Annotated in this window: 17 protein-coding genes; 1 reads left to right on the forward strand and 16 read right to left on the reverse strand. The window is 61.8% G+C overall.

Translation table 11 applies throughout. The features are described 5' to 3' along the window. The 11 genes from glgX to HKK57_RS23140 all read right to left on the reverse strand — a co-directional run bounded on the left by glgX (window position 1) and on the right by HKK57_RS23140 (window position 14,787). Window positions 1-2,142: a glycogen debranching protein GlgX gene (gene glgX, locus HKK57_RS23090; RefSeq protein WP_029291626.1), complete on the reverse strand. Its 2,142-nt coding sequence runs from the start codon at window positions 2,140-2,142 to the stop codon at window positions 1-3. Window positions 2,143-2,258: 116 nt separating this feature from the next. Beyond that, window positions 2,259-2,489: a DUF2934 domain-containing protein gene (locus HKK57_RS23095; RefSeq protein WP_029291629.1), complete on the reverse strand. Its 231-nt coding sequence runs from the start codon at window positions 2,487-2,489 to the stop codon at window positions 2,259-2,261. 23 nt (window positions 2,490-2,512) lie between these two features. After that, a complete protein-coding gene (locus HKK57_RS23100; protein ID WP_169390840.1) occupies window positions 2,513-5,260 on the reverse strand; it encodes a malto-oligosyltrehalose synthase in 2,748 nt (915 codons plus the stop codon). After that, complete coding sequence (gene malQ / locus HKK57_RS23105) at window positions 5,257-7,341, reverse strand: 4-alpha-glucanotransferase (protein ID WP_169390841.1); 2,085 nt, start codon at window positions 7,339-7,341, stop codon at window positions 5,257-5,259. The genes HKK57_RS23100 and malQ overlap by 4 nt, the downstream gene beginning before the upstream one ends. Next, window positions 7,338-9,095, reverse strand: a complete 1,758-nt coding sequence (gene treZ, locus HKK57_RS23110; protein WP_169390842.1) for a malto-oligosyltrehalose trehalohydrolase — start codon at window positions 9,093-9,095, stop codon at window positions 7,338-7,340. The genes malQ and treZ overlap by 4 nt, the downstream gene beginning before the upstream one ends. Before the next feature lie 14 nt (window positions 9,096-9,109). Further along, on the reverse strand, window positions 9,110-10,669 hold the full coding sequence (gene glgA / locus HKK57_RS23115; RefSeq protein ID WP_070994839.1) for a glycogen synthase GlgA: 1,560 nt from the start codon (window positions 10,667-10,669) through the stop codon (window positions 9,110-9,112). Between the two features lie 562 nt (window positions 10,670-11,231). Further along, window positions 11,232-12,185 (reverse strand): D-2-hydroxyacid dehydrogenase family protein, encoded by a 954-nt coding sequence (locus tag HKK57_RS23120; protein WP_169390843.1) that lies wholly within the window; start codon window positions 12,183-12,185, stop codon window positions 11,232-11,234. Window positions 12,186-12,211: 26 nt separating this feature from the next. After that, entirely contained in the window at window positions 12,212-13,225 is a 1,014-nt protein-coding gene (locus HKK57_RS23125) for an alpha/beta fold hydrolase (protein ID WP_029291643.1), read from the reverse strand. Window positions 13,226-13,289: 64 nt separating this feature from the next. Next, window positions 13,290-13,721 carry a YqaA family protein gene (locus tag HKK57_RS23130; protein ID WP_070994841.1) on the reverse strand — a complete coding sequence of 144 codons (432 nt, stop codon included), beginning with the start codon at window positions 13,719-13,721 and terminating at the stop codon, window positions 13,290-13,292. Between the two features lie 3 nt (window positions 13,722-13,724). After that, window positions 13,725-14,171: a DUF411 domain-containing protein gene (locus HKK57_RS23135; protein WP_029291648.1), complete on the reverse strand. Its 447-nt coding sequence runs from the start codon at window positions 14,169-14,171 to the stop codon at window positions 13,725-13,727. A gap of 166 nt (window positions 14,172-14,337) precedes the next feature. Beyond that, the gene (locus HKK57_RS23140) at window positions 14,338-14,787 is read right to left on the reverse strand and encodes an SRPBCC family protein (RefSeq protein WP_070994842.1); all 450 of its coding nucleotides are present in this window, start codon (window positions 14,785-14,787) and stop codon (window positions 14,338-14,340) included. Between the two features lie 226 nt (window positions 14,788-15,013). On the opposite strand from HKK57_RS23140, the gene HKK57_RS23145 reads away from it, so the two are divergent. Further along, window positions 15,014-15,445, forward strand: coding sequence for a hypothetical protein (locus HKK57_RS23145; RefSeq protein WP_169390844.1), 432 nt, complete (start codon window positions 15,014-15,016; stop codon window positions 15,443-15,445). A 57-nt stretch (window positions 15,446-15,502) separates the two neighbouring features. On the opposite strand, the gene HKK57_RS23150 is transcribed toward HKK57_RS23145, so the two are convergent. The 5 genes from HKK57_RS23150 to HKK57_RS23170 form a co-directional block, all read right to left on the reverse strand. Continuing rightward, window positions 15,503-16,654, reverse strand: coding sequence for an acyl-CoA dehydrogenase family protein (locus tag HKK57_RS23150; RefSeq protein WP_029291653.1), 1,152 nt, complete (start codon window positions 16,652-16,654; stop codon window positions 15,503-15,505). 3 nt (window positions 16,655-16,657) lie between these two features. Further along, window positions 16,658-17,764 (reverse strand): enoyl-CoA hydratase/isomerase family protein, encoded by a 1,107-nt coding sequence (locus tag HKK57_RS23155; protein WP_169390845.1) that lies wholly within the window; start codon window positions 17,762-17,764, stop codon window positions 16,658-16,660. A 158-nt stretch (window positions 17,765-17,922) separates the two neighbouring features. Then, a complete protein-coding gene (locus tag HKK57_RS23160; RefSeq protein WP_029291657.1) occupies window positions 17,923-18,627 on the reverse strand; it encodes an HPP family protein in 705 nt (234 codons plus the stop codon). Window positions 18,628-18,851: 224 nt separating this feature from the next. Continuing rightward, window positions 18,852-19,070, reverse strand: coding sequence for a type VI secretion system contractile sheath small subunit (locus HKK57_RS23165; RefSeq protein WP_032866388.1), 219 nt, complete (start codon window positions 19,068-19,070; stop codon window positions 18,852-18,854). Between the two features lie 156 nt (window positions 19,071-19,226). Further along, on the reverse strand, window positions 19,227-20,822 hold the full coding sequence (locus HKK57_RS23170) for an ArnT family glycosyltransferase (RefSeq protein WP_169390846.1): 1,596 nt from the start codon (window positions 20,820-20,822) through the stop codon (window positions 19,227-19,229). Between the last annotated feature and the right edge of the window lie 7 nt (window positions 20,823-20,829).

A 20,829-nucleotide genomic window follows, 5' to 3' on the forward strand; every position in this document is an offset into this window, starting at 1 on the left:
TCACACCTCTTCCTCATGCTGCAGCTCGAACAGTAGCAGCGAGCGCCCGGTCACGGCATATTCGTGGTCAAAGTCAAAACGCTCCTGACCGCGTACGGCCGGCTGGTTGGTGTCGACCATGCAGGTCCAGAAGCCGCCATCCGGCACCTGGGGCAAACGGAAATTCACCAGGTCATGGTGCGCGTTCACCACCAGCAGCAGCGTAGCATCGGCCCCTGGCCGGCGAATCCCGGTTTCCTGGGCGCGTCCGTCCATCAACATCCCCAGGCAACGGCCCTGGCTGTCTTCCCATTGTTCGATGGACATTTCGTTGCCATCGGGGGCCAGCCAGGTCACGTCCTTGACCCCGATGTCTTCGTTGTAGTCGCCCACCAGGAAGCGCCCGCGACGCAGGATGGGGTAGGCCAGGCGCAGCTTGATCAGGCGCTTGACGAACTTGAGCAAGGACTTGCCATCTTCATCCAGCTCCCAGTTGACCCAGCCGATTTCACTGTCCTGGCAATAGGCGTTGTTGTTGCCGTGCTGGGTGCGCGCGAATTCGTCCCCGGCCACCAGCATCGGCGTGCCCTGGGCCAGCAATAGGGTGGCGAAGAAGTTACGCATCTGGCGCAGGCGCAGCGCGTTGATCTCGGGGTCTTCGGTGGGGCCTTCGACGCCGTGGTTCCACGACAGGTTGTTATTGCTGCCGTCCTGGTTGTTCTCGTCGTTGGCTTCGTTGTGCTTGTCGTTGTAGGACACCAGGTCGTGGAGGGTGAAGCCATCGTGGGCGGTGATGAAGTTCACCGAACTGTAGGGGCGGCGCCCGCGCTGGTTGAACATTTCGCCGGAAGCGGTCATGCGCCCGGCAAAGTCGGCCAGTTGCCCATCATCGCCTTTCCAGAACGCGCGCACGGTGTCGCGGAAACGGTCATTCCATTCCACCCAACCTGGCGGGAAGTTGCCCACCTGATAACCACCGGGGCCCACATCCCAGGGTTCGGCGATCATTTTCACCTGGCGCAGCACCGGGTCCTGCCGGCAGGCGACCAGGAAGCTGTGGCGTTCGTCGAAACCGTCGTGGTAGCGCCCGAGAATGGTCGCCAGGTCGAAGCGGAAACCATCCACATGCATTTCCGTGGCCCAGTAGCGCAGGGAATCGGTGACCATTTGCAGCACGCAGGGGTGGCTCAGGTCCAGGGTGTTGCCGGTCCCGGAATCGTTGATGTAGAAGCGCTTGTCGTCGGGCATCAGGCGGTAGTAGGAGGCATTGTCGATACCGCGCATGGACAGCGTCGGGCCCTGCTCGTTGCCTTCGGCGGTGTGGTTGTAGACCACATCGAGGATCACCTCCAGCTTGGCTTCGTGCAGGTGCGCGACCATTTCCTTGAATTCGGCGATCTTGCCACTGGCCAGGTAGCGCGGGTCGGGGGCAAAGAAGGCGATGCTGTTGTAGCCCCAATAGTTGGTCATGCCTTTTTGCAGCAGGTGCTGGTCATTGACGAAGGCATGGATTGGCAGCAGCTCTACCGATGACACGCCCAGTTGGCGAATGTGCTTGAGCACGTCATCGACCATCAGCCCGGCGCAGGTGCCGCGCACCGCCTCAGGGACCGAAGGATGGCGCATGCTGATGCCGCGCAAGTGGGTCTCGTAGATGATCGTGCGATCCCAGGGCGTGCGCACCGGCTGGTCGTTGCCCCAGGTGTGGGCCGGGTCGATGACTTTGCATTTGGGCACGAAGGGCGCGCTGTCGCGCTCATCAAAGCTCAGGTCGGCATCCGGGTGGCCGATGGTGTAGCCAAACAGGGCTTCGGACCACTTGAGCTCGCCCACCAGTTGCTTGGCATAGGGGTCGATCAACAATTTGTGATGGTTGAAACGATGGCCATTGGCAGGATCGTAGGCGCCGTAGACGCGGTAGCCATAGATCAGCCCGGGGTGGGCGTCTGGCAAGTAGCCGTGGAACGTCTCGTCGGTGTATTCCGGCAGTTCGATGCGCTCCAGTTCTACTTCGCCGGTATCGTCGAACAGGCACAGCTCGACCTTGGTGGCATTGGCCGAGAACAGCGCGAAATTGACCCCCAGACCGTCCCAGGTCGCGCCGAGGGGGAAGGGCAAGCCTTCACGAATCCGCGATGGCTCGGTATCGGGTGTCTTGCTCATAGTGTTGCTCCTGCAAAGTTTTTCCGGGCCGAACGGGGCCGTGCTGACATCAGGTCAGATCAATCGTTGAGCTGTTTTGTAGGAGCCGGCGAGCCGGCTCCTACAGGAAGGTGGGGTCAGCCGACGGGCTTGCGTGGGGCTCGGGGCTTTTTGGCGGCGGCGGGTTTTTCCGCAGGCGGTTTTGCCTTGGCCGCCGGTTTGGCCTTGGGTTTGCTGGGTGTCAGGGCCTCGGCTTCGGCCAGTTTGCGGGCCATTTCCCAATGGCGGGCTTCCTGGCCTTCGGGCTTACCTTCGGACTCCCAGATCTGATACGCGAATTCACGGACGCGCTTGTCTTCGGTGCTCATCGCAATGCTCCTCACAGAAAATTTCAGCTTTCTTGATCGTCAGAATGGATAAAGACATTCACCGGGACATCCCCCAGGGCAGCGCTGATCAGTAGCTCCTTGTTGGGTGTGACTGCGCCTGTTTGCAAAAGTCCCTTCCAATTTTGCATCGTGGCGTCGAACGGTAATTTGATCCGGGTATCGCCCCAAACTTGCGCATCTACCCGGGGTTGGGCGCTGTTTTCAAGCAGGGCGTGGGTCCAGCGCGGTACCACCACCAACAGCCATTGGCCTTGATACTCGCGACTGAAAGCCACCACCCGCTGGGCATGCTTGCCCAGCACTTGCAGCGGTTCATAGCGGCCCCTGGCAAACAGCAACGGGTGGGCCTTGCGCAGGTTCAACACCTGGGCAATCAACGCCTGCTTCAGGTGCCCGTCACTCCAGCGCTCAAGCAAGGCGCCCGGTGCTGCCGCCAGTGCCCGTTGCCGGGCGCTGAAATCCACCGCCCGCCGGTTGTCCGGATCCACCAGGCTCAAGTCCCAGAATTCGTCGCCCTGGTACAGGTCCGGCACGCCGGGCACGGTGTTGCGCAGCAAAGATTGCGCCAGCCCGTTCAGGGCCCCGGCGGGGGCGATGGCCTCGGCGGCAGCGTGGATCGCCGTGCGCAAGGGCAGGCCGACCGGGTCGAGCAGCAGGCGCGTGAGGAACGCTTCGACACCCTGCTCATAGAGGTCGTTGGGCGCACTCCAACTGCTGTGCAATTTGGCTTCGCGCAGGGCTTTTTGTTGCCACTGCCAGAGGCGTTGCTGGTAGTCGTCGATGTCGTGCAGGTCCAGGGGCCAACTGCCCAGTAGCACCTGGTAGAGGATCAGCTCATCGCCGGCCGAGGGAATGCCCGGATCATCACGCAACGGCATGGCCAGCCGGCGCCAGTGCTGCACCTGCTCGACATACCACGGCGCACATTCACTGAGTACCGCCAGGCGCGCGCGGCTGTCTTCGCCGCGCTTGTGGTCATGGGTGGCGGTGGCCAGCAGGTTATCGGGGAAGGTCTGCAGGCGTTGCTGGTTGGCGGCATGAAAGTCAGCCAGGGGCGCGCTGAACTGTTCGGTGCAAAAGCCTACGTCATTGCGCGAGAGCAATACTGCCGAGCGGTAGAAGGCGGTGTCTTCCACGGCCTTGGCGGCTGCTGGCGAGGTCAGTTGCTGGAAACGCACGCAGGCGTGCTTGAGGATCTTGCGCGGTTGCCCCACCGGACGCTCGCGCCAGGTTTGGCCACCGAGCCACTGTTGCAGGTAGTCGAGCACTGGCCAGTCGGCTTCGCTCAAGGTCCCTCGGGCACCGGCCAGGGCCTGTTGGAACACGCTCTCGTCAGCGGCGCTGCGGCCACGGGCGCTGATATAGGTGCGATACACCGGGAAGTGTACGACCAGCTCCTGCAATGCACGGCGGATCGCGCCAAGGGTCAGGTCGCGGCTCATCACGTCGGCGCGAGCTACTTGCAGCAGGGCCTGGGCCACGCTTTCAAAATCCCCGGCCAGGGAGCCGTTGAGGATCTGTTGCCGGGCCAGCCAGGCTTCCTCGATAAATGCCGAAGGCCGTTCAGTGGCCTCGCGCCAGAGCCGGGCCAAGGCTTCGAACCCCTGGGGGTCGTGCTGCACCAGCGACACCTGGTTCATGAATTCGTAGCCGGTGGTGCCATCTACCCGCCAGTCTTCACGCAGGGTTTCGCCGGCGCCGAGGATCTTCTCGACAAAGATCGGCAAGTGGCGGTTTGGCGACAGTCCATCCACGCGCCGCCGCAACTTGCGGCAGTAACCCCGTGGATCGGCCAGGCCGTCGATATGGTCAATGCGCAGGCCGTCCACCAGGCCCTCGCTGATCAGTTGGAAGATCTTGCTATGGGTGGCCTCGAACACCGTGGTGCGCTCCACCCGCAGGCCGCCGAGCTCGTTGACGTCGAAAAAGCGCCGCCAGTTGATGTCATCCGCTGCCGTGCGCCAACTGGCCAAGCGATAGGCTTGCTGTTCGAGCAACTGATGCAGGCGGGCAAAACCTTGAGGTTGGCGCGCATCAAACACTTCCAGGGCCTGTTCGATGGCCGCCAGGGTCAGTGGGGCCTGCGCGCGCTGCGCCAGTGCCTGTTTCAGGCTGGCGGCTTGAGGCCAGGCATCGGCCTGATACGCCAGGGCGCTGAAGCGGTCGGCCAGGTCTTTGAGGGGAGGATGGGCGCGCAGGATATCGCCGTAGTCACTGGGGCAGATCGGGAAGCGGTGTTCGTAGTGTTCGACAAAAAAACTGCCCTGGGCCGGGTCAAAACGCAGGGGCAGCGTACCGCTTTGCAAGGCTTCGCCGTAGTCGCTACCGAGGAAGGGCATTAACAGTTGGCCCTTGAGCAGCGGGTCCGGCGAGTGCCACTGGATATCGAAGAATTCGCTGTAGGGGCTCAGGCGCCCCCATTCCAGCAGGTCCAGCCACCAGGGGTTGTCGCTGCCGCCGACGGCCATGTGGTTGGACACGATATCCAGAATCAGGCCCATGTCGTGTGCGCGCAAGGCCGCCACCAGGCGACGTAGCGCCGGTTCGCCGCCCAGCTCGGGGTTGACCGTGGTTGGGTCGACGACATCGTAGCCATGCATCGAGCCGGCGCGGGCCTTGAGCAGGGGCGAGGCGTACAGGTGGCTGATGCCCAGGCTGGCGAAATAGGGCACCAGTGGCACCGCATCATCGAGGGTAAAGCCCTTATGGAATTGCAGGCGTTGGGTGGCCCGTAGCAAGACGGCGTTCATCGGTCACGCTCGAAGGCCTGATTGCGCGCCACCGCCAGCAACTCCAGGCGGCGGGCGGCGTTCTCATTGTCGAGCAATTGCGCAGCGTCCCCCGGCAGGCGCCGGCGCCAATTGGGATGGGTGTCGATGGTGCCGGGCAGGTTGGCTTGTTCTTCGACGCCCAGGGCGTCTTCCAGGGGCAGTATGACCAGCGGTGCGCGGGTGTGGCCGAGGTAACGCACGCTGGCATCGAGTATATGGTCGGTTTCGTTGCGCCACTCATCGCGAAAATTCTGCGGGTCTTGCGCCAGGGCCCGGCGCAGAGCCTCGCGCTCACCCTGGCGGTGCTCGCTCCACTGCTCCACGGTGGGCGCATCAATCAGCCCCAGTTGCACATTCCAGTCGATATCGCGGCTGTGCCACCAGCCGTTGATTGTCGGCAGGTCATGGGTGCTGGTGGTGGCCAGGGCGTTGTCCGGCCAGTCGAGGATCGGCGTGAAGCACCCGCCATGGTCCTGTTCAAACAACAGCACGCGCATGCCAAGCATGGCGCGGGCGCTGAGTTTTTCCCGCAGGCCATCGGGCACCGTGCCCAGGTCTTCGCCCAGCACAATCGCCTGGTGCCGGCTGGATTCCAGGGCCAGCAGGCGCAGCAGGTCATCCACCGGGTAATACAGGTACGCGCCTTGTTTGGGCGAGGCGTCCTTGGGGATGACCCATAGCCGTTGCAGGCCCATCACATGGTCGATACGCAAACCGCCGGCATGGGCGAAGTTGGCCCGCAGCATTTCGATGAACGCCCGGAAACCATTGCGCTTGAGGCCTTCGGGGGAGAACGCGGAGATGCCCCAGCCTTGGCCAGCACGGTTGAGGATATCCGGTGGCGCACCCACGGTAAGGTCGGCCAGCAGTTCGTCCTGACGGCTCCAGGCCTGGCTGCCGCCGCCATCGGCGCCCACGGCCAGGTCGGCAATCAGGCCGATGCCCATGCCACTGCCGCGTGCGGCTTGTTGTGCGCGCTCGAGGCAGCGGGCGATCAACCATTGGTTGAAGGCATAAAAACCAATGGCTTCGGCCTGTTCGGCGGCAAATTGTGCCAGCGCGGCGCTGCCCGGGTCGCGCCAGTCCTCGGGCCACTGGCGCCAATCGAGGCTTTCACCGTTGGCGGCGCGCGCGGCTTGCACGGCTTCAAAGCGGCAGTGGTTTTCCAGGGCCTCGCCACCGGCCTGACGGAAACTCATGAAGTCAGCCTGCTGCGGGTGTTCACCCTGGCGGAAATCCTCGTACAGCGCCCGCAGCAAGCGTTGCTTGGCCTTGGCGGCGGCGGGCCAGTCGATCAGGCTTTGTTGTTCCAGCTCTTGCAGTTCATCGGCCAGCCCGGTGGATTCGATGGCGCTGCGCAGTGCGCGCTCGCCGAGGATGCAACCGGGAGAGGCATACAAGCTATTGAGGAACAGGCGGCTGGACGGTGAATAAGGGCTGAAATGCTCGGTATCGGCACTGAACATTGCGTGCATCGGGCTGATCGCCAGGGCGTCGACGCCCCGTTCCGCGGCAGCGCGAGCCAGTTGTTCCAGGGCCTGGGTGTCACCGAACCCACCATCGCCGGCGCGGCGCAAGGCATATAGCTGGGCACTCAGGCCCCAGGCGCGGGCGGGCTGGCTATCCACTGCCTCGGCAACGCTGAAACACTGATGGGGGGCAACGGCCAGGGTGAAGGACTGGTCGGCGATCTGCACTCGGTGGTAGCCCACGGGCAGGACGCCGGGCAGGCTGGCGTCGGCATCCAGCGCCAGGCCTTGGGTGCTGCCGTCCTCCAGGTGAACCTGGCATGCCGTACCAGGGGCAAAGTAGGCGGCCAGGTCAAGGCCGGTGCCCACGTCCACGGTCAACAGCGGCGCCAGGTGCCTGTCTTGCTGCACGCGCTCCAGTTCTTGCAGGCTGGCGGCGATGGCCGCGTCGGTGTCGGCGGGGTGGCCGAGGCCTTGGAGCACGGCGCGCAACGCGTCGGCGCTGACATGCTGCGGGCGGCCGTTGGCGTCGATCCAGTCCACCGCCAGGCCCGCACGGCTGGCGAGTATTTCCAATTGCGCTTCGCTCAAGAGTGCTCTCCAACAGATGATGAGGTGTCACCCGGCGTCAGGCTGACGCGGGCAGAGAAGGGCGTAAGTGACTTAAGGTCGCTGCTGGTGCTGAACAGTTCGCGGAGGCCGGCCGGGTGATGCAGGGCGGCCGGGCTCAGGTTGAGATCGATCTGCAATAGGCTGCCGTTGCCCAGGCGCCAGCGTGCAGACACCGCGCCCTGGCCCAGGATTTGCGCGCCGAGGGCAGTGCTGCCGGGCAGGTGGGGCACGATGTGCTGTTGGCGCAGGCCCAGCAGTTGGCGGTACAGCGCGGCCGGCGCCTGGGTAAATTGCGGAATAGAGCGCTCAAAGGTCTGCAGCGCGTTGGGGTCGGGAATCTGCGCGCGGCGTGCGGGGTCACTGAAGGCGGCGAAGTCAGCAAATTCATTGCGCCGGCCTTCGCGCACCGCTTCGGCCAGTTCGCCGTGATGGTCGGTGAAGAACAGAAACGGCTGTTCGGCGTTGACTTCATCGCCCATGAATAGCAGCGGGATCATCGGCGACATCAATAACAGCGTGGTCGCCGCCTGCAACGCCTGGGGCGAACACAGTTGGTGCAGGCGCTCACCGAGGGCGCGGTTGCCGATCTGGTCGTGATTCTGCAAAAACAGCACAAAGGCGCTGGGCGGCAAATGAGCGCTGGGCTCGCCGCGCCGAGTACCGTGGCGGGTGGTCTCGCCCTGATACACAAAGCCTTCGCCCAGGCAGCGGGCGAGTTTGGCGGTGGGATCATCGGCAAAATCGGCGTAGTAGGCGTCGGTCTCGCCGGTCAACAGCACATGCAGGGCGTTATGCCCGTCATCGTTCCATTGCGCATCGAAGCCCTGCTGTAACAGGTCGGCCTGGTTGAATTCGTTTTCCAGTACCAGCCACACGTGGCGCCCGGGCTCTACCTGCTCACGCACCCGTTGCGCCAGCTCCTTGAGGAACGCCGGCTCGTTGATGGCATGCACCGCGTCCAGGCGCAGGCCGTCGAAGCGGTATTCGTTGAGCCACATCAGGGCGTTATCGATAAAGAAGTCGCGCACTTCGCGGCGGCGAAAGTCGATCCCGGCGCCCCAGGGGGTGTGGCTGTCTTCGCGGAAAAAGCCTTTGGCATACTGGCCTAGATAATTGCCATCGGGGCCAAAGTGGTTGTAGACCACATCGAGAATCACCGCCAGGCCATGCTCGTGGGCCGTGTCGATCAGGTGTTGCAACTGCTCGGGGGTGCCAAGGGATGCCTGCGGTGCGTAGGGCAAGACCCCGTCGTAACCCCAGTTGCGTTCGCCGGGGCATTGGGCCAAGGGCATCAGCTCGATGGCGGTGACGCCCAGCTCTGCCAGGCGCGGCAGGTGCTGCTCGACTGCGGCGTAACCACCCAGTATCCCCACATGCAGTTCGTAGATCACCGCTTCATGCCAGGGCCGGCCTTGCCAGGTGGCGTGGCGCCAAGGGTAGGCCAGGGGATCGACCACCACGCTGTCGCCATGCACGTCGGCATGTTGCAGGCGTGAGGCAGGGTCCGGCACCTTCTGCTCACCATCAATGGTGTAGTGGTAGCGGGTGCCGGCCCCACAGCGTACATGGGCGACAAACCAGCCCTCTGCCTGGGGCAGCATGGGCACTGACTGACCATTGTGCAGCTCGACGCTGACATCAGACGCGTCAGGCGCCCACAGGGCGAAGCGGGTATGTTGCGCATCCTGCATGATCGCGCCGTGGGGCCATGTTTCCAGAGTCCGTAACGGCATCTATCCCAACCTCTTTATGCTTTCCCTGATTTTCCCAGCGCTTTCGCTACCAGTTGTTCGTAAAGTTCGGCGTAGGGTTCCACCGCCTGGCACCAGTTGAACGGCGCGGCCATGGCCCTGCAGCGCATGGCGTTGAGCAGGCCGGGGAAGGCAAACACCTTGAAGGCGCGGGCGAGGGCGGCTTCGTAGCTCTGCACGGTGGATTCGTCGAACAAAAAGCCGGTCACGCCGTCTTCGATGGTGTCTGCCAGGCCGCCGGTATTACGCGCCACCGGCAACGAGCCGAAGCGCTGGGCGTACATCTGGCTCAGGCCGCAGGGCTCGTAGCGTGAGGGCATCAACAAAAAGTCGCTGCCGGCAAACATGCGGCGGGCATCGGTTTCGTTGAAGCCGATCCGCACCCCGATGCGCCCGGGGAACCGCAAGGCCAGGGCGCGCATGGCCTGTTCTTCTTCCGGCTCGCCACGGCCGATAATCGCGATCTGCCCGCCGTTTTCCACGATAAAGCCGGCGACCGCTTCCGTCAGGTCCAGGCCTTTCTGGTACACCAGGCGCGACACTACGGCGAACAACGGGCCGGTGGACTCGTCCAGGCCGAACAACTTGCGCACGTGGCTGGCGTTGACCGCCTTGCCTTGCCAATCGCCGATATTGAACGGGTGATCCAGGTGCGGGTCGGTGGACGACTCCCAGCTTTCATCGATGCCGTTGGGAATACCACTGAGCAGGCCTTGCTGGGTCTTGCTGGCAAGGAAGCCATCCAGGCCGCAACCGAACTCGGGGGTGGTGATCTCCCGGGCGTAGGTGGCGCTGACCGTGGTGATATGGCTGGAATACGCCATGCCGGCCTTGAGGAAGGACATCTTGCCGTAGAACTCCATGCCCTCCTGTTGCAAGGCATGTTCGGGAATCCCCAGCTCCGGGCACGAGGCCAGGCTCACCACACCCTGGTAAGCCAGGTTATGAATGGTGAACAGGGTGGGGGTGCGTGACCCACGCCAGTGCATATAGGCTGGCGCCAGGCCAGCCGGCCAGTCATGGGCGTGCACCAGGTCCGGGCACCAGTGGATTTGCGCGAGGTTGGCGGCAATATCGGCGGCGGCCAGGCCCAGGCGGGCGAAGCGGATATGGTTGTCAGGCCAGTCGCGACCGTTGTTGGCGCCATAGGGCGTGCCTTCACGCTCGTACAGTTCGGGGCAGATCAGTACATAGATGACCAGGCCATCCTTGAGGTCCATGCGCCCGATCTTGCACGGCGGCAGCGCGGCATGGCCGCCCAGTTCGCCGATGATATGGATCGGGTTGTCGCTGTCGAGCACCTGGCGGTAGCCGGGAATCAACACCCGTACATCGTGCAGGTGCGCCATGGCACGGGGCAAGGCGGCGGACACATCTCCCAGGCCACCGGTTTTCACCAGGTCGGCCAGTTCCGAGGTCACAAACAGGACTTTCTTGCGATTGGGGTTTTGAGACGAGACCGGCCGCACTGCGCCGGGAAGGTCAACCAAGGCGGTTGGCCCATCGACCGGCTGACTGAAACGCTGTCCCTGAATTCCCGAAGCGGCACTGATCATAATTATTCTCTCCCATGTGTTGGTCAGCCGAGGGCCTGGCGCCCTCAGCGAAAGTCAACCGCGTCCTGCGGTCACGCGCACTAGCACTGCACAGACTGGCAAGGCTTATGCCAATTGCACCGAACTGATAAATAGATTGGATGGGCGGACGTCCGGCTGGCGCCGGTAGCGTGCGTCCTACCTTAAACCTGACCTACGGCAGAGTTGGAAAGTTTCGATTTATTGCGGGGGCTTTTGTTCTGATCGTGACCCATCGGTCATGAGTCTAGGACAGAGCCCAGAGCCTGCAAGGGTTGTAGGAAAATTTTGTAGGACAATTATATTTTTTTCAGCCAGGCGCTCCCCTTGTAGAAGCTGGCTTGCCGGCGATGGCGGCCTTGAGAAATGCCGCGTTGCCAAGGGCCTCATCGCCGACAAGCCAGCTCCTACGGGGCGAGTGCCTCTTCGTGGGGCATCGTGGCTGGGCTGCTCGATAGGAGTGCAGCCGGCTACTTAAAGTGATTTGTTAAGAGTTGATATCTATATAAATCAATGCTTTATAAGAAATACGTGAAGTAAATAATCAGATAAGGCTGCGCAAGGTCTGCCCACTGGCCCACGCCTGGATGTCTTCGATCATCTGCCCATAGAACTGCCGGTAGTTCTGCTCGCTGACATAACCCACATGGGGCGTCGCCAGAACATTGGGCAGATGGCGAAACGGGTGATCGACCGGCAACGGCTCCTGGTCGAACACATCCAGGGCCGCGCCCGCCAATCGCCCATGGCGCAGCGCATCGACCAACGCCGCCTCATCGACGATCGGCCCCCGTGCGGTGTTGACCAGTCGCGCACCGGGTTTCATCCAGCCCAGGGCCTGGGCGTCCACCAGGCCACGGCTGCGTTCGCTGAGTACCAAGTGAATCGACAGTACATCGGCCTGCTCGAACAGTTCGCGCTTGCTGACCCGGGTCACACCCACTGCGGCGGCTCCCTCTGCGGTGAGGTTTTCACTCCACGCGATCACCGACATACCAAACACCTGGCCAAACTGCGCCACCCGCTGGCCGATGCTGCCCAACCCGAGGATGCCCAGGGTCTTGCCATGCAGATCGCCGCCCAGCCCTTGCTGCCACTGGCCGGCGCGCAGGGAGTTCGCTTCGGCCAGCAGATTGCGGGTGGATGCCATGATCAATGCCCAGGTCAGCTCGGGCGCCGCGTGTTTGTAGCTGTCGGTACCGCACACCTGGATGCCCAGGGCCTTGGCGGCGACAAGGTCGATGGCGGCATTGCGCATGCCGCCGGTAACCAGCAATTTAAGGGCCGGCAGCCCCTGCAACAGCGCCTTGTCGAAGGTTGTGCGCTCACGCATCAGGCAAATCACCTCAAAACCCTGCAAACGCTCGATCAGGGTCGCGGTGTCGGCGGGATAGTCATGCAGGAAGTGCACCTTGCCGATCGCTTGCAGGGCGGACCAATCCACTACGTCACGTGCCACATTTTGCCAATCGTCAATGACTGCGATCTGTACTGACATACACACCTGCCTCGGGTTAAGTGGAATTAGAGCGCCTTGAGTCCTTGCAACAGCGCCTGGTGAAAGCGCGCGGGTTCTTCCATCTGCGGGGCATGGCCCAGGCCTGGGAACTCCACCAGGGTCGAATGGGGGATGAGCTTGGCCACCTGCTTGCCCAGTTCGTTGTAGCGGCCGATCCTGGCCTTGACCTCGGGCGGTGCGTTATCACTCCCGATGGCGGTGATATCAGACGTACCAATCAGCAGCAGGGTGGGCATCTGCAGGTCCTTGAACTCGTAGTACACCGGCTGGGTGAAGATCATGTCGTAAATCAACGCCGAGTTCCACGCCACCCGTTTGTGGCCAGGGCCCTGGTTCAAGCCGACGAGCATGTCGACCCAGCGCTCGTATTCCGGCTTCCAGCGCCCGTCGTAGTAGGTCTTGCGCTCATAATCACGCACGCCGTCGGCATTCAGTTTCAACTCGCGCTCATACCATTGGTCGACGCTGCGATAGGGCACGCCCAGGGCTTTCCAGTCCTCCAGGCCGATCGGGTTGACCAGCGCCAGTTGCTCGGTTTGCGTGGGGTAGAGCAGGGCATAGCGGGTAGCCAGCATGCCACCGGTGGAATGGCCGACAAGAGTGGCCGTGGAGATGCCGAGCTTTTGCAGCAACTGATGAGTGTTGATTGCCAACTGCTGGAAGCTGTACTGATAGTGCTCGGGCTTGCTGGAGGTGCAGAAGCCGATCTGGTCCGGCGCGATCACCCGGTAGCCGGCTTCGCTCAGGGCCTTGATCGACGCCTCCCAGGTCGCGCCGCAGAAGTTCTTGCCGTGCATCAACACCACATTGCGACCATTGGCAGGGCTTTTGGCGGGCACGTCCATATAACCCATTTGCACGGATTGGCCCTGGGACTGGAAGTCGAAATGTTCGACCGGATAGGGGTACTGGAAACCTTGCAACTGCGGGCCATAGCTTGGGCTTTGCGTGGCTGCCAAGGCAGGCAGGGCGCAAGCGGCCAGCAGACCGGTAAGGACAAACGAGCGTGTCAATGGCATGGGAAAGCTCCAGGGGCGATGCTCCCGGATGCTGTGGTGGGTGGATTAAGCGGGGATTAACCTGTTACATCCAGTGCAGCGTCAGCATTGCCACCACGGCATAACGAGCCGCCTTGGCCAGGCTGACGATTAACAAAAAACGCCACAGCGGCTCCTTCATCACCCCGGCCACCAGGGTCAGTGGATCGCCAATAATCGGCAGCCAACTGAGCAGCAGTGACCAATGGCCCCAACGTGAATAATGGCGGCGGGACTTTTCCAACTGCGCGGCGCTCACTGGAAACCAGCGGCGATCCTTGAACAGTTCGACCGAGCGCCCCAGCAACCAGTTGACCCACGAGCCCAGGACGTTACCCAGGGTCGCGACCCCCAGCAGTAACCCTACCCAATAGCGGTCATTGAGCAGCAGCGCTACCAGCACCGCTTCCGATTGCAGCGGCAACAGGGTGGCCGCTCCAAAAGCGCTGAGAAACAGCCCCGCATAGCCTGCAAGCATTGCTCAGTGAGCCGGGTATTCGGCTACCACCACATCTTTGCCGGCACGGGTCAGGCCAATGACTTGATAGGCGTCGCTCATCCCATCCATTTCCATGCCTGGCGAGCCCATGGGCATTCCCGGTGCGGCGATGCCCAGCAGGTCATCACGTTTGCGCAGGGCCAGTACCTGATCGGCGGGTACGTGGCCTTCGACGAATTTGCCGTCGATCACGGCGGTATGGCAAGACGCCAGACGGGGTGCTACGCCCAGTCGCTGTTTGACCGAGCTCATGTCGGCTTCAACATGGTCGTTGACCTTGAAGCCGTTGCTTTCGAGGTGGCTGATCCATTTTTTGCAGCAGCCGCAATTGGCATCACGGTGCACGTCAATCGGGATCAGTTCGGCGGCCTGGGCCAGGGTGGTCATGAACAGGGCGGACAGTAAAGTCAGGCGCAGGGTGGTTTTCATCGACAGGTCCCATGGGTTACGGAGTGCGCAAAGAGGGCGCATTGTCCGCGCTTTTGCGCATCAGGTGAGGTGGTTATGTTTCGAAATTATACGAGCACGCCACAACCCCGAAGCTTATCGTCCGCAGCTTTCAGCAAACTGAGAGGAAGATGACAAATTTGTCAGTTCAGGATGATTCCAGGCGCTGCTTGAGCTGGTCCATGGCCTGATTCGACAGCTCTACCATGCGCGCTTCCAAGGTGTTGAGCTTCAGTTCGGTCTCGTAGCTGAGCACGCGAGTGAACAAGGTGCCGCTGCCGCGAGGTTGTAGATAGTAGTGAATGCAGCCATCTACCGCGAGCGAGGTAAAAACCGTCTTGAACTCCCGCGGCGGCTCGGCAATCTGCACCCGGTAGCTCATGGGCACACGCACCCCGAGCAAGTCGATCATCTCGGTAAACCGCTGGCCGGCAGGCAGCGAGCCGCTGGTGCCGGTGTCGGCGCTCAGGGATGTGGGGTGCCATTCGTGCCAGCGGTCCGGTTGGGTGACGTAGTCGTAGACGGCTTCGATGGGGGCTTGGATATAGCGTTCCTGGCTAATCTGCCTGACGTGGGCCTGGTGCTCGACAGCGTTCATGACACACCTCCTGTGTGGTGAGACGGAGCATTAGGAGCTGTCAGAATAGTCGTACTTGGCGACAGTGCGCGCAAAGATGTGTCGCCGATTGAAGCCTGTGTGAGTAAGCCGAAATTAAAAATGCCCCGTTTAGACTGTTATTTCTGACAGGTTCTTTTTTTTGAATTTCGCTCTCTAATGACCAGGCTCCTCCCATTAACTTAGCAATCATGAAATGGTGAAGAAAATGCCTAGTGACGCGCGCGTAGAAATTAAGAACGGTGACGTTAAATCGACTGGAAGGATGGAGGGTGACATTTCAATCAGTGATTCTGATTCTAAGAGCAGCTACTACTTCCGGTCGAATAGCGTTAATTACGTCAACAGTCGTTCAGCCCTCCAAGTAATGGGCATACAGGGGGAATCAGAGAAAAGTACAATTATCGCAGCAGATTTAACGCCGGGAACGCCTTCGGGCTCCTATAAATTTGGAGGGAGTGAAATCTCCAGCCTGAGCTATTCCCCGCCGCGTGGAGAACTTTTATGGAAGGTGACAGATGGCGGGATCATTATCACATTTGATGAAGATGGGAAACGTGCTCACGGAGCCTTGCAAATTATCGCCGAGCGTGGAACACAAACTCTAGAAGCGTTTGTGAGTTTCGATGTCAGAAATTAATCAAAGGCCTACTGAGTGATGAATGTTCCCGATCAAGAGAACAATCATCACTTTTTATCAGATCTGATAGTTCTTCAATTCCCGGGCAATCACCAGCCGTTGGATCTCACTGGTACCCTCATAGATCTGGGTGATCCGCGCATCGCGGTAGTAGCGTTCCACCGGGTAGTCTTCCAGGTAACCATAGCCACCATGGATCTGCATGGCCGAAGAACAGACCTTCTCGGCCATTTCCGAAGCGAACAGCTTGGCCTGGGACGCTTCGGACAGGCACGGCTTGCCGGCACTGCGCAAACGGGCGGCATGGAGGATCAGCAGGCGCGCGGCATTGAGGCGGGTCTGCATGTCGGCCAGCAGGTTGGCGACGCTCTGGTGCTCAATAATGGCCTTGTCAAACTGCACCCGGTCACGGGCGTAGGCCAACGCGGCTTCAAAGGCCGCGCGAGCGATGCCCAAGGCCTGGGCGGCGATGCCGATGCGCCCACCTTCCAGGTTGGAGAGGGCAATGGCCAGGCCCTTGCCGCGTTCGCCCAGCAGGTTGGCTTCGGGGATGCTGCATTGGTTGAGGGTCACCGCGCAGGTGTCGGAGGCGCGGATGCCCATCTTGTGTTCCGTGCGGTCCACGGTAAAGCCGGGCGTATCAGTGGGCACCAGGAACGCCGAAATACCTTTCTTGCCCAACTCCGGGTCGGTGACCGCAAACACGATTGCCAACTTGGCGCGCTTGCCGTTGCTGACAAACTGTTTGGCGCCGTTGATCACCCACTGACCATCGCGCAGTTCGGCGCGGGTACGCAAGTTGTGGGCTTCGGAACCGGCCTGGGGTTCGGTCAGGCAGAAGCAACCGATGGCCTGGCCACTGGCGAGTTCGGCCAGCCAGGTCTCTTTCTGTGCGGGTGTGCCGTAGTTGAGGATAGGGCCGCAACCCACTGAATTATGGATACTCATCAGCGCGCCTACCGCACCGTCACCCGCAGAAATCTCCTCCACGGCCAAGGCGTAGGCCACGTAGTCGACGTAGGTGCCACCCCATTCTTCCGGCACCACCATACCCAGCAGGCCCAGTTCACCCATCTTGGCCACCAGGGCGTCATCGATCCAGCCGGCTTTCTCCCAGGCCTGGGCATGGGGGGCGATTTCACCACGGGCAAAGTCGCGCGCCATGTCGCGAATCATTACCTGTTCTTCTGTAAATTCAATATCTTGCATGAGTTATCTCCCGCTCTTTGCGAAGTCTTGGAAGAAGCTGTCGACGTGGCTCTGGTCCAGTGCCGCTAACGTTGGCGGGTTCCAGCGCGGGGATTTGTCCTTGTCGATCAACAGCGCACGCACGCCTTCGATCAGGTCGCCACGGGCAAACCACTGGCGGTCCAGGTGCAGTTCCAGAGCAAAGCAGTCCTCCAGCGCCAGGTGCCGGCCACGTCGCAGCATCTGCAGGGTGACGGCCATGGCCAAGGGCGAGCGAGTCTGCATCAACTGGGCGGTAGTCACGGCCCATTCATGGCTGTCGGCGACGGTCACTTGCTGCAATTGCTCGACAATGCTCGGTACGTCCGGCTGGGCAAAGAAGTGATCGATGGCCGGGCGCAGGGCCGCCAGCGGCGCATCCGGCAGTTGTTGCACCGCAAGCTTGGCCAGCAGGCCTTGCAGATCCTTGAGCGGTGAGTCTTGCCACTGCAGGTGGTCGAGTTTCTGATCCAGTTCGGCCAACCTGGCGCTGTCCAGGTACCAGTCGGCGAGCCCGCAATACAGGGCGTCGGCGGCGCGGATCTGCACCCCGGTCACGCCCAGGTAAATCCCCAGCTCACCGGGAATGCGCGGCAGGAAATAGCTGCCGCCTACATCCGGGAAATAACCGATGGCCACTTCCGGCATGGCCAGGCGACTGCGCTCGGTCACCACCCGCAGGTCGGCCCCCTGGACCAGGCCCATGCCACCGCCCAGGACAAAGCCGTCCATCAGGGCTAGGACCGGTTTGCGGTAGTGATGAATGGCCAGGTCGAGGGCGTATTCTTCGACGAAGAAGTCTTCATGCAGCGTGTCGCCGCTCTTGAAACTGTCGTACAGCGAGCGGATATCGCCCCCGGCGCAGAAGGCCTTTTCACCGGCGCCGCGCAGTACCACCGCGTGCACCTGGGGATCAGCGGCCCAGGCGTGCAAATGCGCCGACAGGCTGCGGACCATGTCCAGGGTGATGGCGTTGAGGCCGGCGGGGCGGTTGAGGGTCAGGTGGCCGATATGGTTGCGTACCTCGGCCAGGACGCTGTCCTGGGGGGACTCGGTGCTGCATGTCGCCTGGGACTGAGCCTGAGCAGTCATCTGTAACTCCCTGCTTTTATTGTTCTTTATCAAAATGTTCGCGGACGAACCATCACCGGATCGTACCAGTGCAAATTTGCCCAGTACAACCCGGAATCCTGCAGGTCATCTTTGCATTTATGCAGGGGGTGTTCGATAAAAAACCAGGGCAGGCGTGCTTAGACCCGACTGGCCAGTACTTGGCCAATGCTGCGGCGGCGAGCGTGGTCTTCGGCGATATGGATCAGCTCTTCGAGCTCAGTGGGGGTGACGTCGAAAAACTGCTCCATTTGCGCCAGCGCTTGCTCCAGGTCCACAGCGGTGATTTTTGGATCTACCTGCGGCGCCGCAGACGGCACCATGACCGGCGCTTCGGCTGGGCCCTTGGGGTAGCGGGTGCGCGTCAGGTTGTTATAGGCCAGGGCCGAGAGCAACAACGTGGCGGCGCCCAACATGACCGGCGCGACTTCCTGCCAGCCCAGGGCGATGGTGGCCGGGTCCGCCAGCACCAGGGTCATCGCCAGCCCCCCCGAAGGCGGGTGCAGGCAGCGCAGCCAGCACATCAGGATCAAGGCCATGCCCGCTGCGAGGCAGGCGCTGCCCAGGGTGCGCCCCAATACGCGGGCCACCAGCAAAGCCACCACGGTGGCGCACAGGTAGCTGCCGATGATCGACCACGGCTGGGCGAGGGCACCCGATGACACGGCGAATAACAGCACGGCGGAGGCGCCCAGCGGGCCCAACAGGTGCATGGCCACTTCCAGGCCATACACCTGGGAGCAGAGCCATACGGTCAATAGAGTGCCCAGGGCCATGCCGATGGCGGCACGGCTCCATTCGGCGGGGCGGGTGTTGATGGCAGCGGGTAACCAGCGAGCGAGCATTGCGGGGCAGTCCAATCTTGAAAGGCGATCACAAAACAATGCCGCTCAGCTACACCTGCAGGTTTGTGCAGGACTGAGTGACATCGGGCAAAAAAAGGGCTTTGCGGTTTGCCGCAAAGCCCTTCGAAAGTTCCAACATTTGGGGGAGGAACCGGCGCAGTGTGCCGTTCAAACAAAACTGTCGCCAATGCATATTAATGCAGCTTAAGTGCAGTAATTTTGCATCAAAACCGCTCATACCCCGGGCTCACCTTGCCCAGTACGCGGTCGTGGTTGGCGCTGCTGTTCAGCGACTGCTGCACGCTCTCCCGCAACCGTGGGTCGCTGGCCAAGGGGCCCTTGAGGGCGACAAGGGCGTCGCGCAACCCCATCAGCCGAGCCAGGGTGGGCAGGGGGATATAGCCGACGTGTACCGGCTCGATAGGCAATGACTCGTCAGGCACGGCAGCGGTCCTCTGAGGGGGGTTTTTGAACGCAGGCGGTAACTAAATAGCGCAATGTGCAGCGAGTGTAACGCTGGGGTCATAGGGCCGGTAGAGGCGCCGCTACCGGCATTTACGGATACAAACGTAGGAGCTTTCTTGATAAAAAACCACCACTCAGTCATCCGTACCCAGGTGCAGCAACACATAGGTGTTTTTATCGAACTGCCCTGTCAGAACCGGCGTCATGCCATGCCAGCGTGGCTCGCCCAGACGCATGAAATCCGCCTTGTCCATCACCAGCCATGCCGGCACGGGCACTGCTGCCAGGTCGGCAGGGGCTTGGGTGAACAATGGCACCCGGTCACATTCCACATTGACCATGAATTTGATGGCCTTGGCGTCTTTACCCAGGCCATGCAATACCAGGGGCGCCGGGTGCTGCCGGATCAGGGCATGAGCCTCGCGGGCAAAGGTGCGGGTGTCATACAGGCGCCGTTCCAGGGGTTCGACCACCAGGATATATACGCTCCACACCGCCAGCACCGCGCAAAACGCCGGCCCGACCGGGCGCCAGTGCCACTTGAGGAGCATCCCGGCGACAACGACCTGCAAGCCAATCAGCAGGCCAACCACGCCCTGGAAATGCTCCAACTGCGCACCAAAGCGATGGCGCGCCACCACTAGCGCCCCCATCAATAGCCCCGGGCTCACTGCCCATAACGCCAGCATCAAGCCTCGCAGCGCCTTGAACAGACGGCCATCTGCCCGATGGAACGGGTACGCGGCGATGATCGCCACCATGGGCATCATGGGCAACAGATAGCGGGCTTTCTTCGCCTCGGGGATCGACAGGCCGAGCATCACGATCAAGCCCGCCGCCGTACAGCCCAGCAGCAATTGCCAACCGCTGTCAGCCTTACGCCGGCCATTGAGCAGCACCGCAAGCAGCGCCAGCAGGGCCAGCGGGTATGCCAGGGCGTAGTTGCCCAGGGAGCTGGTGAAGTAATACAACACGCTGCTTGAACCTTCGCGGCCATCCATGCGCCCGAGGAACTGCATGCGGATCACATCCTGCATAAAGGCCTCGCCGCCACTGACCTTGGCCAGCAACAACAGCAACCCTACGCAGGCCACCAGCAACGCCAGGGCCAGCAGGCCGAAGCTGAACAACGGGCGCCACTGGCGATTGAGCAGGTAAAAGCTGCACAACACGCCGGCAGGGATCACCAGGCCGATGGGCCCGCGAATCGCAAAGCCGAGCAATAACAGGAGCAATAGCCACGGCAGGCGCCGGGGGCTGGCGAAGTGATCGTGGGCGTAGCCCAGGTAAAACACTGCCAGCGTCACCGCCGCCAACATCTGGTCCAGGGACACCGAGCGGGTTTCGCTGATAAACGTACTGCTCAGCAACAGCAACGCAACACTCAGCAACGCCCAGCGCCGCGAGTAGGGCGCGGTCAGGCGGTAGACCAGGGCGACGATCACTGCCGACGCAATGGCCGTCGGCAGCCAGGCGCTGAGGCTGGTGACGCGCCCCAGGGGCAGCGACAACAGCCAGGTCAACAAGGTTGAGGTCGACAGGTAGTCGGCATACGGCTGGCCATAGGTCGAGGGGAAAAATCCCGGCCCATGGCGCAGCATTTCCTGGGCGAACAGCACAAAGCGCGAGTCGAAACCGATAATTGCATGGTCCCAGTTGCCGGCGACAAACAGCAGCAGCGCCAGCAGCCCGATACCCCAGGACTGGCGGCGCAAGGTTGCGCCGAGCATGTTGTCC

Origin of the sequence: Pseudomonas sp. ADAK21, assembly GCF_012935735.1 — a bacterium.
Lineage (GTDB): Bacteria > Pseudomonadota > Gammaproteobacteria > Pseudomonadales > Pseudomonadaceae > Aquipseudomonas > Aquipseudomonas proteolytica.

Coding starts and splice junctions, on each gene's coding strand:
- glgX (WP_029291626.1), bottom strand. CDS start 2,142: ATGAGCAAGACACCCGATACCGAGCCATCGCGGATTCGTGAAGGCTTG.
- HKK57_RS23095 (WP_029291629.1), bottom strand. CDS start 2,489: ATGAGCACCGAAGACAAGCGCGTCCGTGAATTCGCGTATCAGATCTGG.
- HKK57_RS23100 (WP_169390840.1), bottom strand. CDS start 5,260: ATGAACGCCGTCTTGCTACGGGCCACCCAACGCCTGCAATTCCATAAG.
- treZ (WP_169390842.1), bottom strand. CDS start 9,095: ATGCCGTTACGGACTCTGGAAACATGGCCCCACGGCGCGATCATGCAG.
- glgA (WP_070994839.1), bottom strand. CDS start 10,669: ATGATCAGTGCCGCTTCGGGAATTCAGGGACAGCGTTTCAGTCAGCCG.
- HKK57_RS23120 (WP_169390843.1), bottom strand. CDS start 12,185: ATGTCAGTACAGATCGCAGTCATTGACGATTGGCAAAATGTGGCACGT.
- HKK57_RS23125 (WP_029291643.1), bottom strand. CDS start 13,225: ATGCCATTGACACGCTCGTTTGTCCTTACCGGTCTGCTGGCCGCTTGC.
- HKK57_RS23130 (WP_070994841.1), bottom strand. CDS start 13,721: ATGCTTGCAGGCTATGCGGGGCTGTTTCTCAGCGCTTTTGGAGCGGCC.
- HKK57_RS23135 (WP_029291648.1), bottom strand. CDS start 14,171: ATGAAAACCACCCTGCGCCTGACTTTACTGTCCGCCCTGTTCATGACC.
- HKK57_RS23140 (WP_070994842.1), bottom strand. CDS start 14,787: ATGAACGCTGTCGAGCACCAGGCCCACGTCAGGCAGATTAGCCAGGAA.
- HKK57_RS23145 (WP_169390844.1), top strand. CDS start 15,014: ATGCCTAGTGACGCGCGCGTAGAAATTAAGAACGGTGACGTTAAATCG.
- HKK57_RS23150 (WP_029291653.1), bottom strand. CDS start 16,654: ATGCAAGATATTGAATTTACAGAAGAACAGGTAATGATTCGCGACATG.
- HKK57_RS23155 (WP_169390845.1), bottom strand. CDS start 17,764: ATGACTGCTCAGGCTCAGTCCCAGGCGACATGCAGCACCGAGTCCCCC.
- HKK57_RS23160 (WP_029291657.1), bottom strand. CDS start 18,627: ATGCTCGCTCGCTGGTTACCCGCTGCCATCAACACCCGCCCCGCCGAA.
- HKK57_RS23170 (WP_169390846.1), bottom strand. CDS start 20,822: ATGCTCGGCGCAACCTTGCGCCGCCAGTCCTGGGGTATCGGGCTGCTG.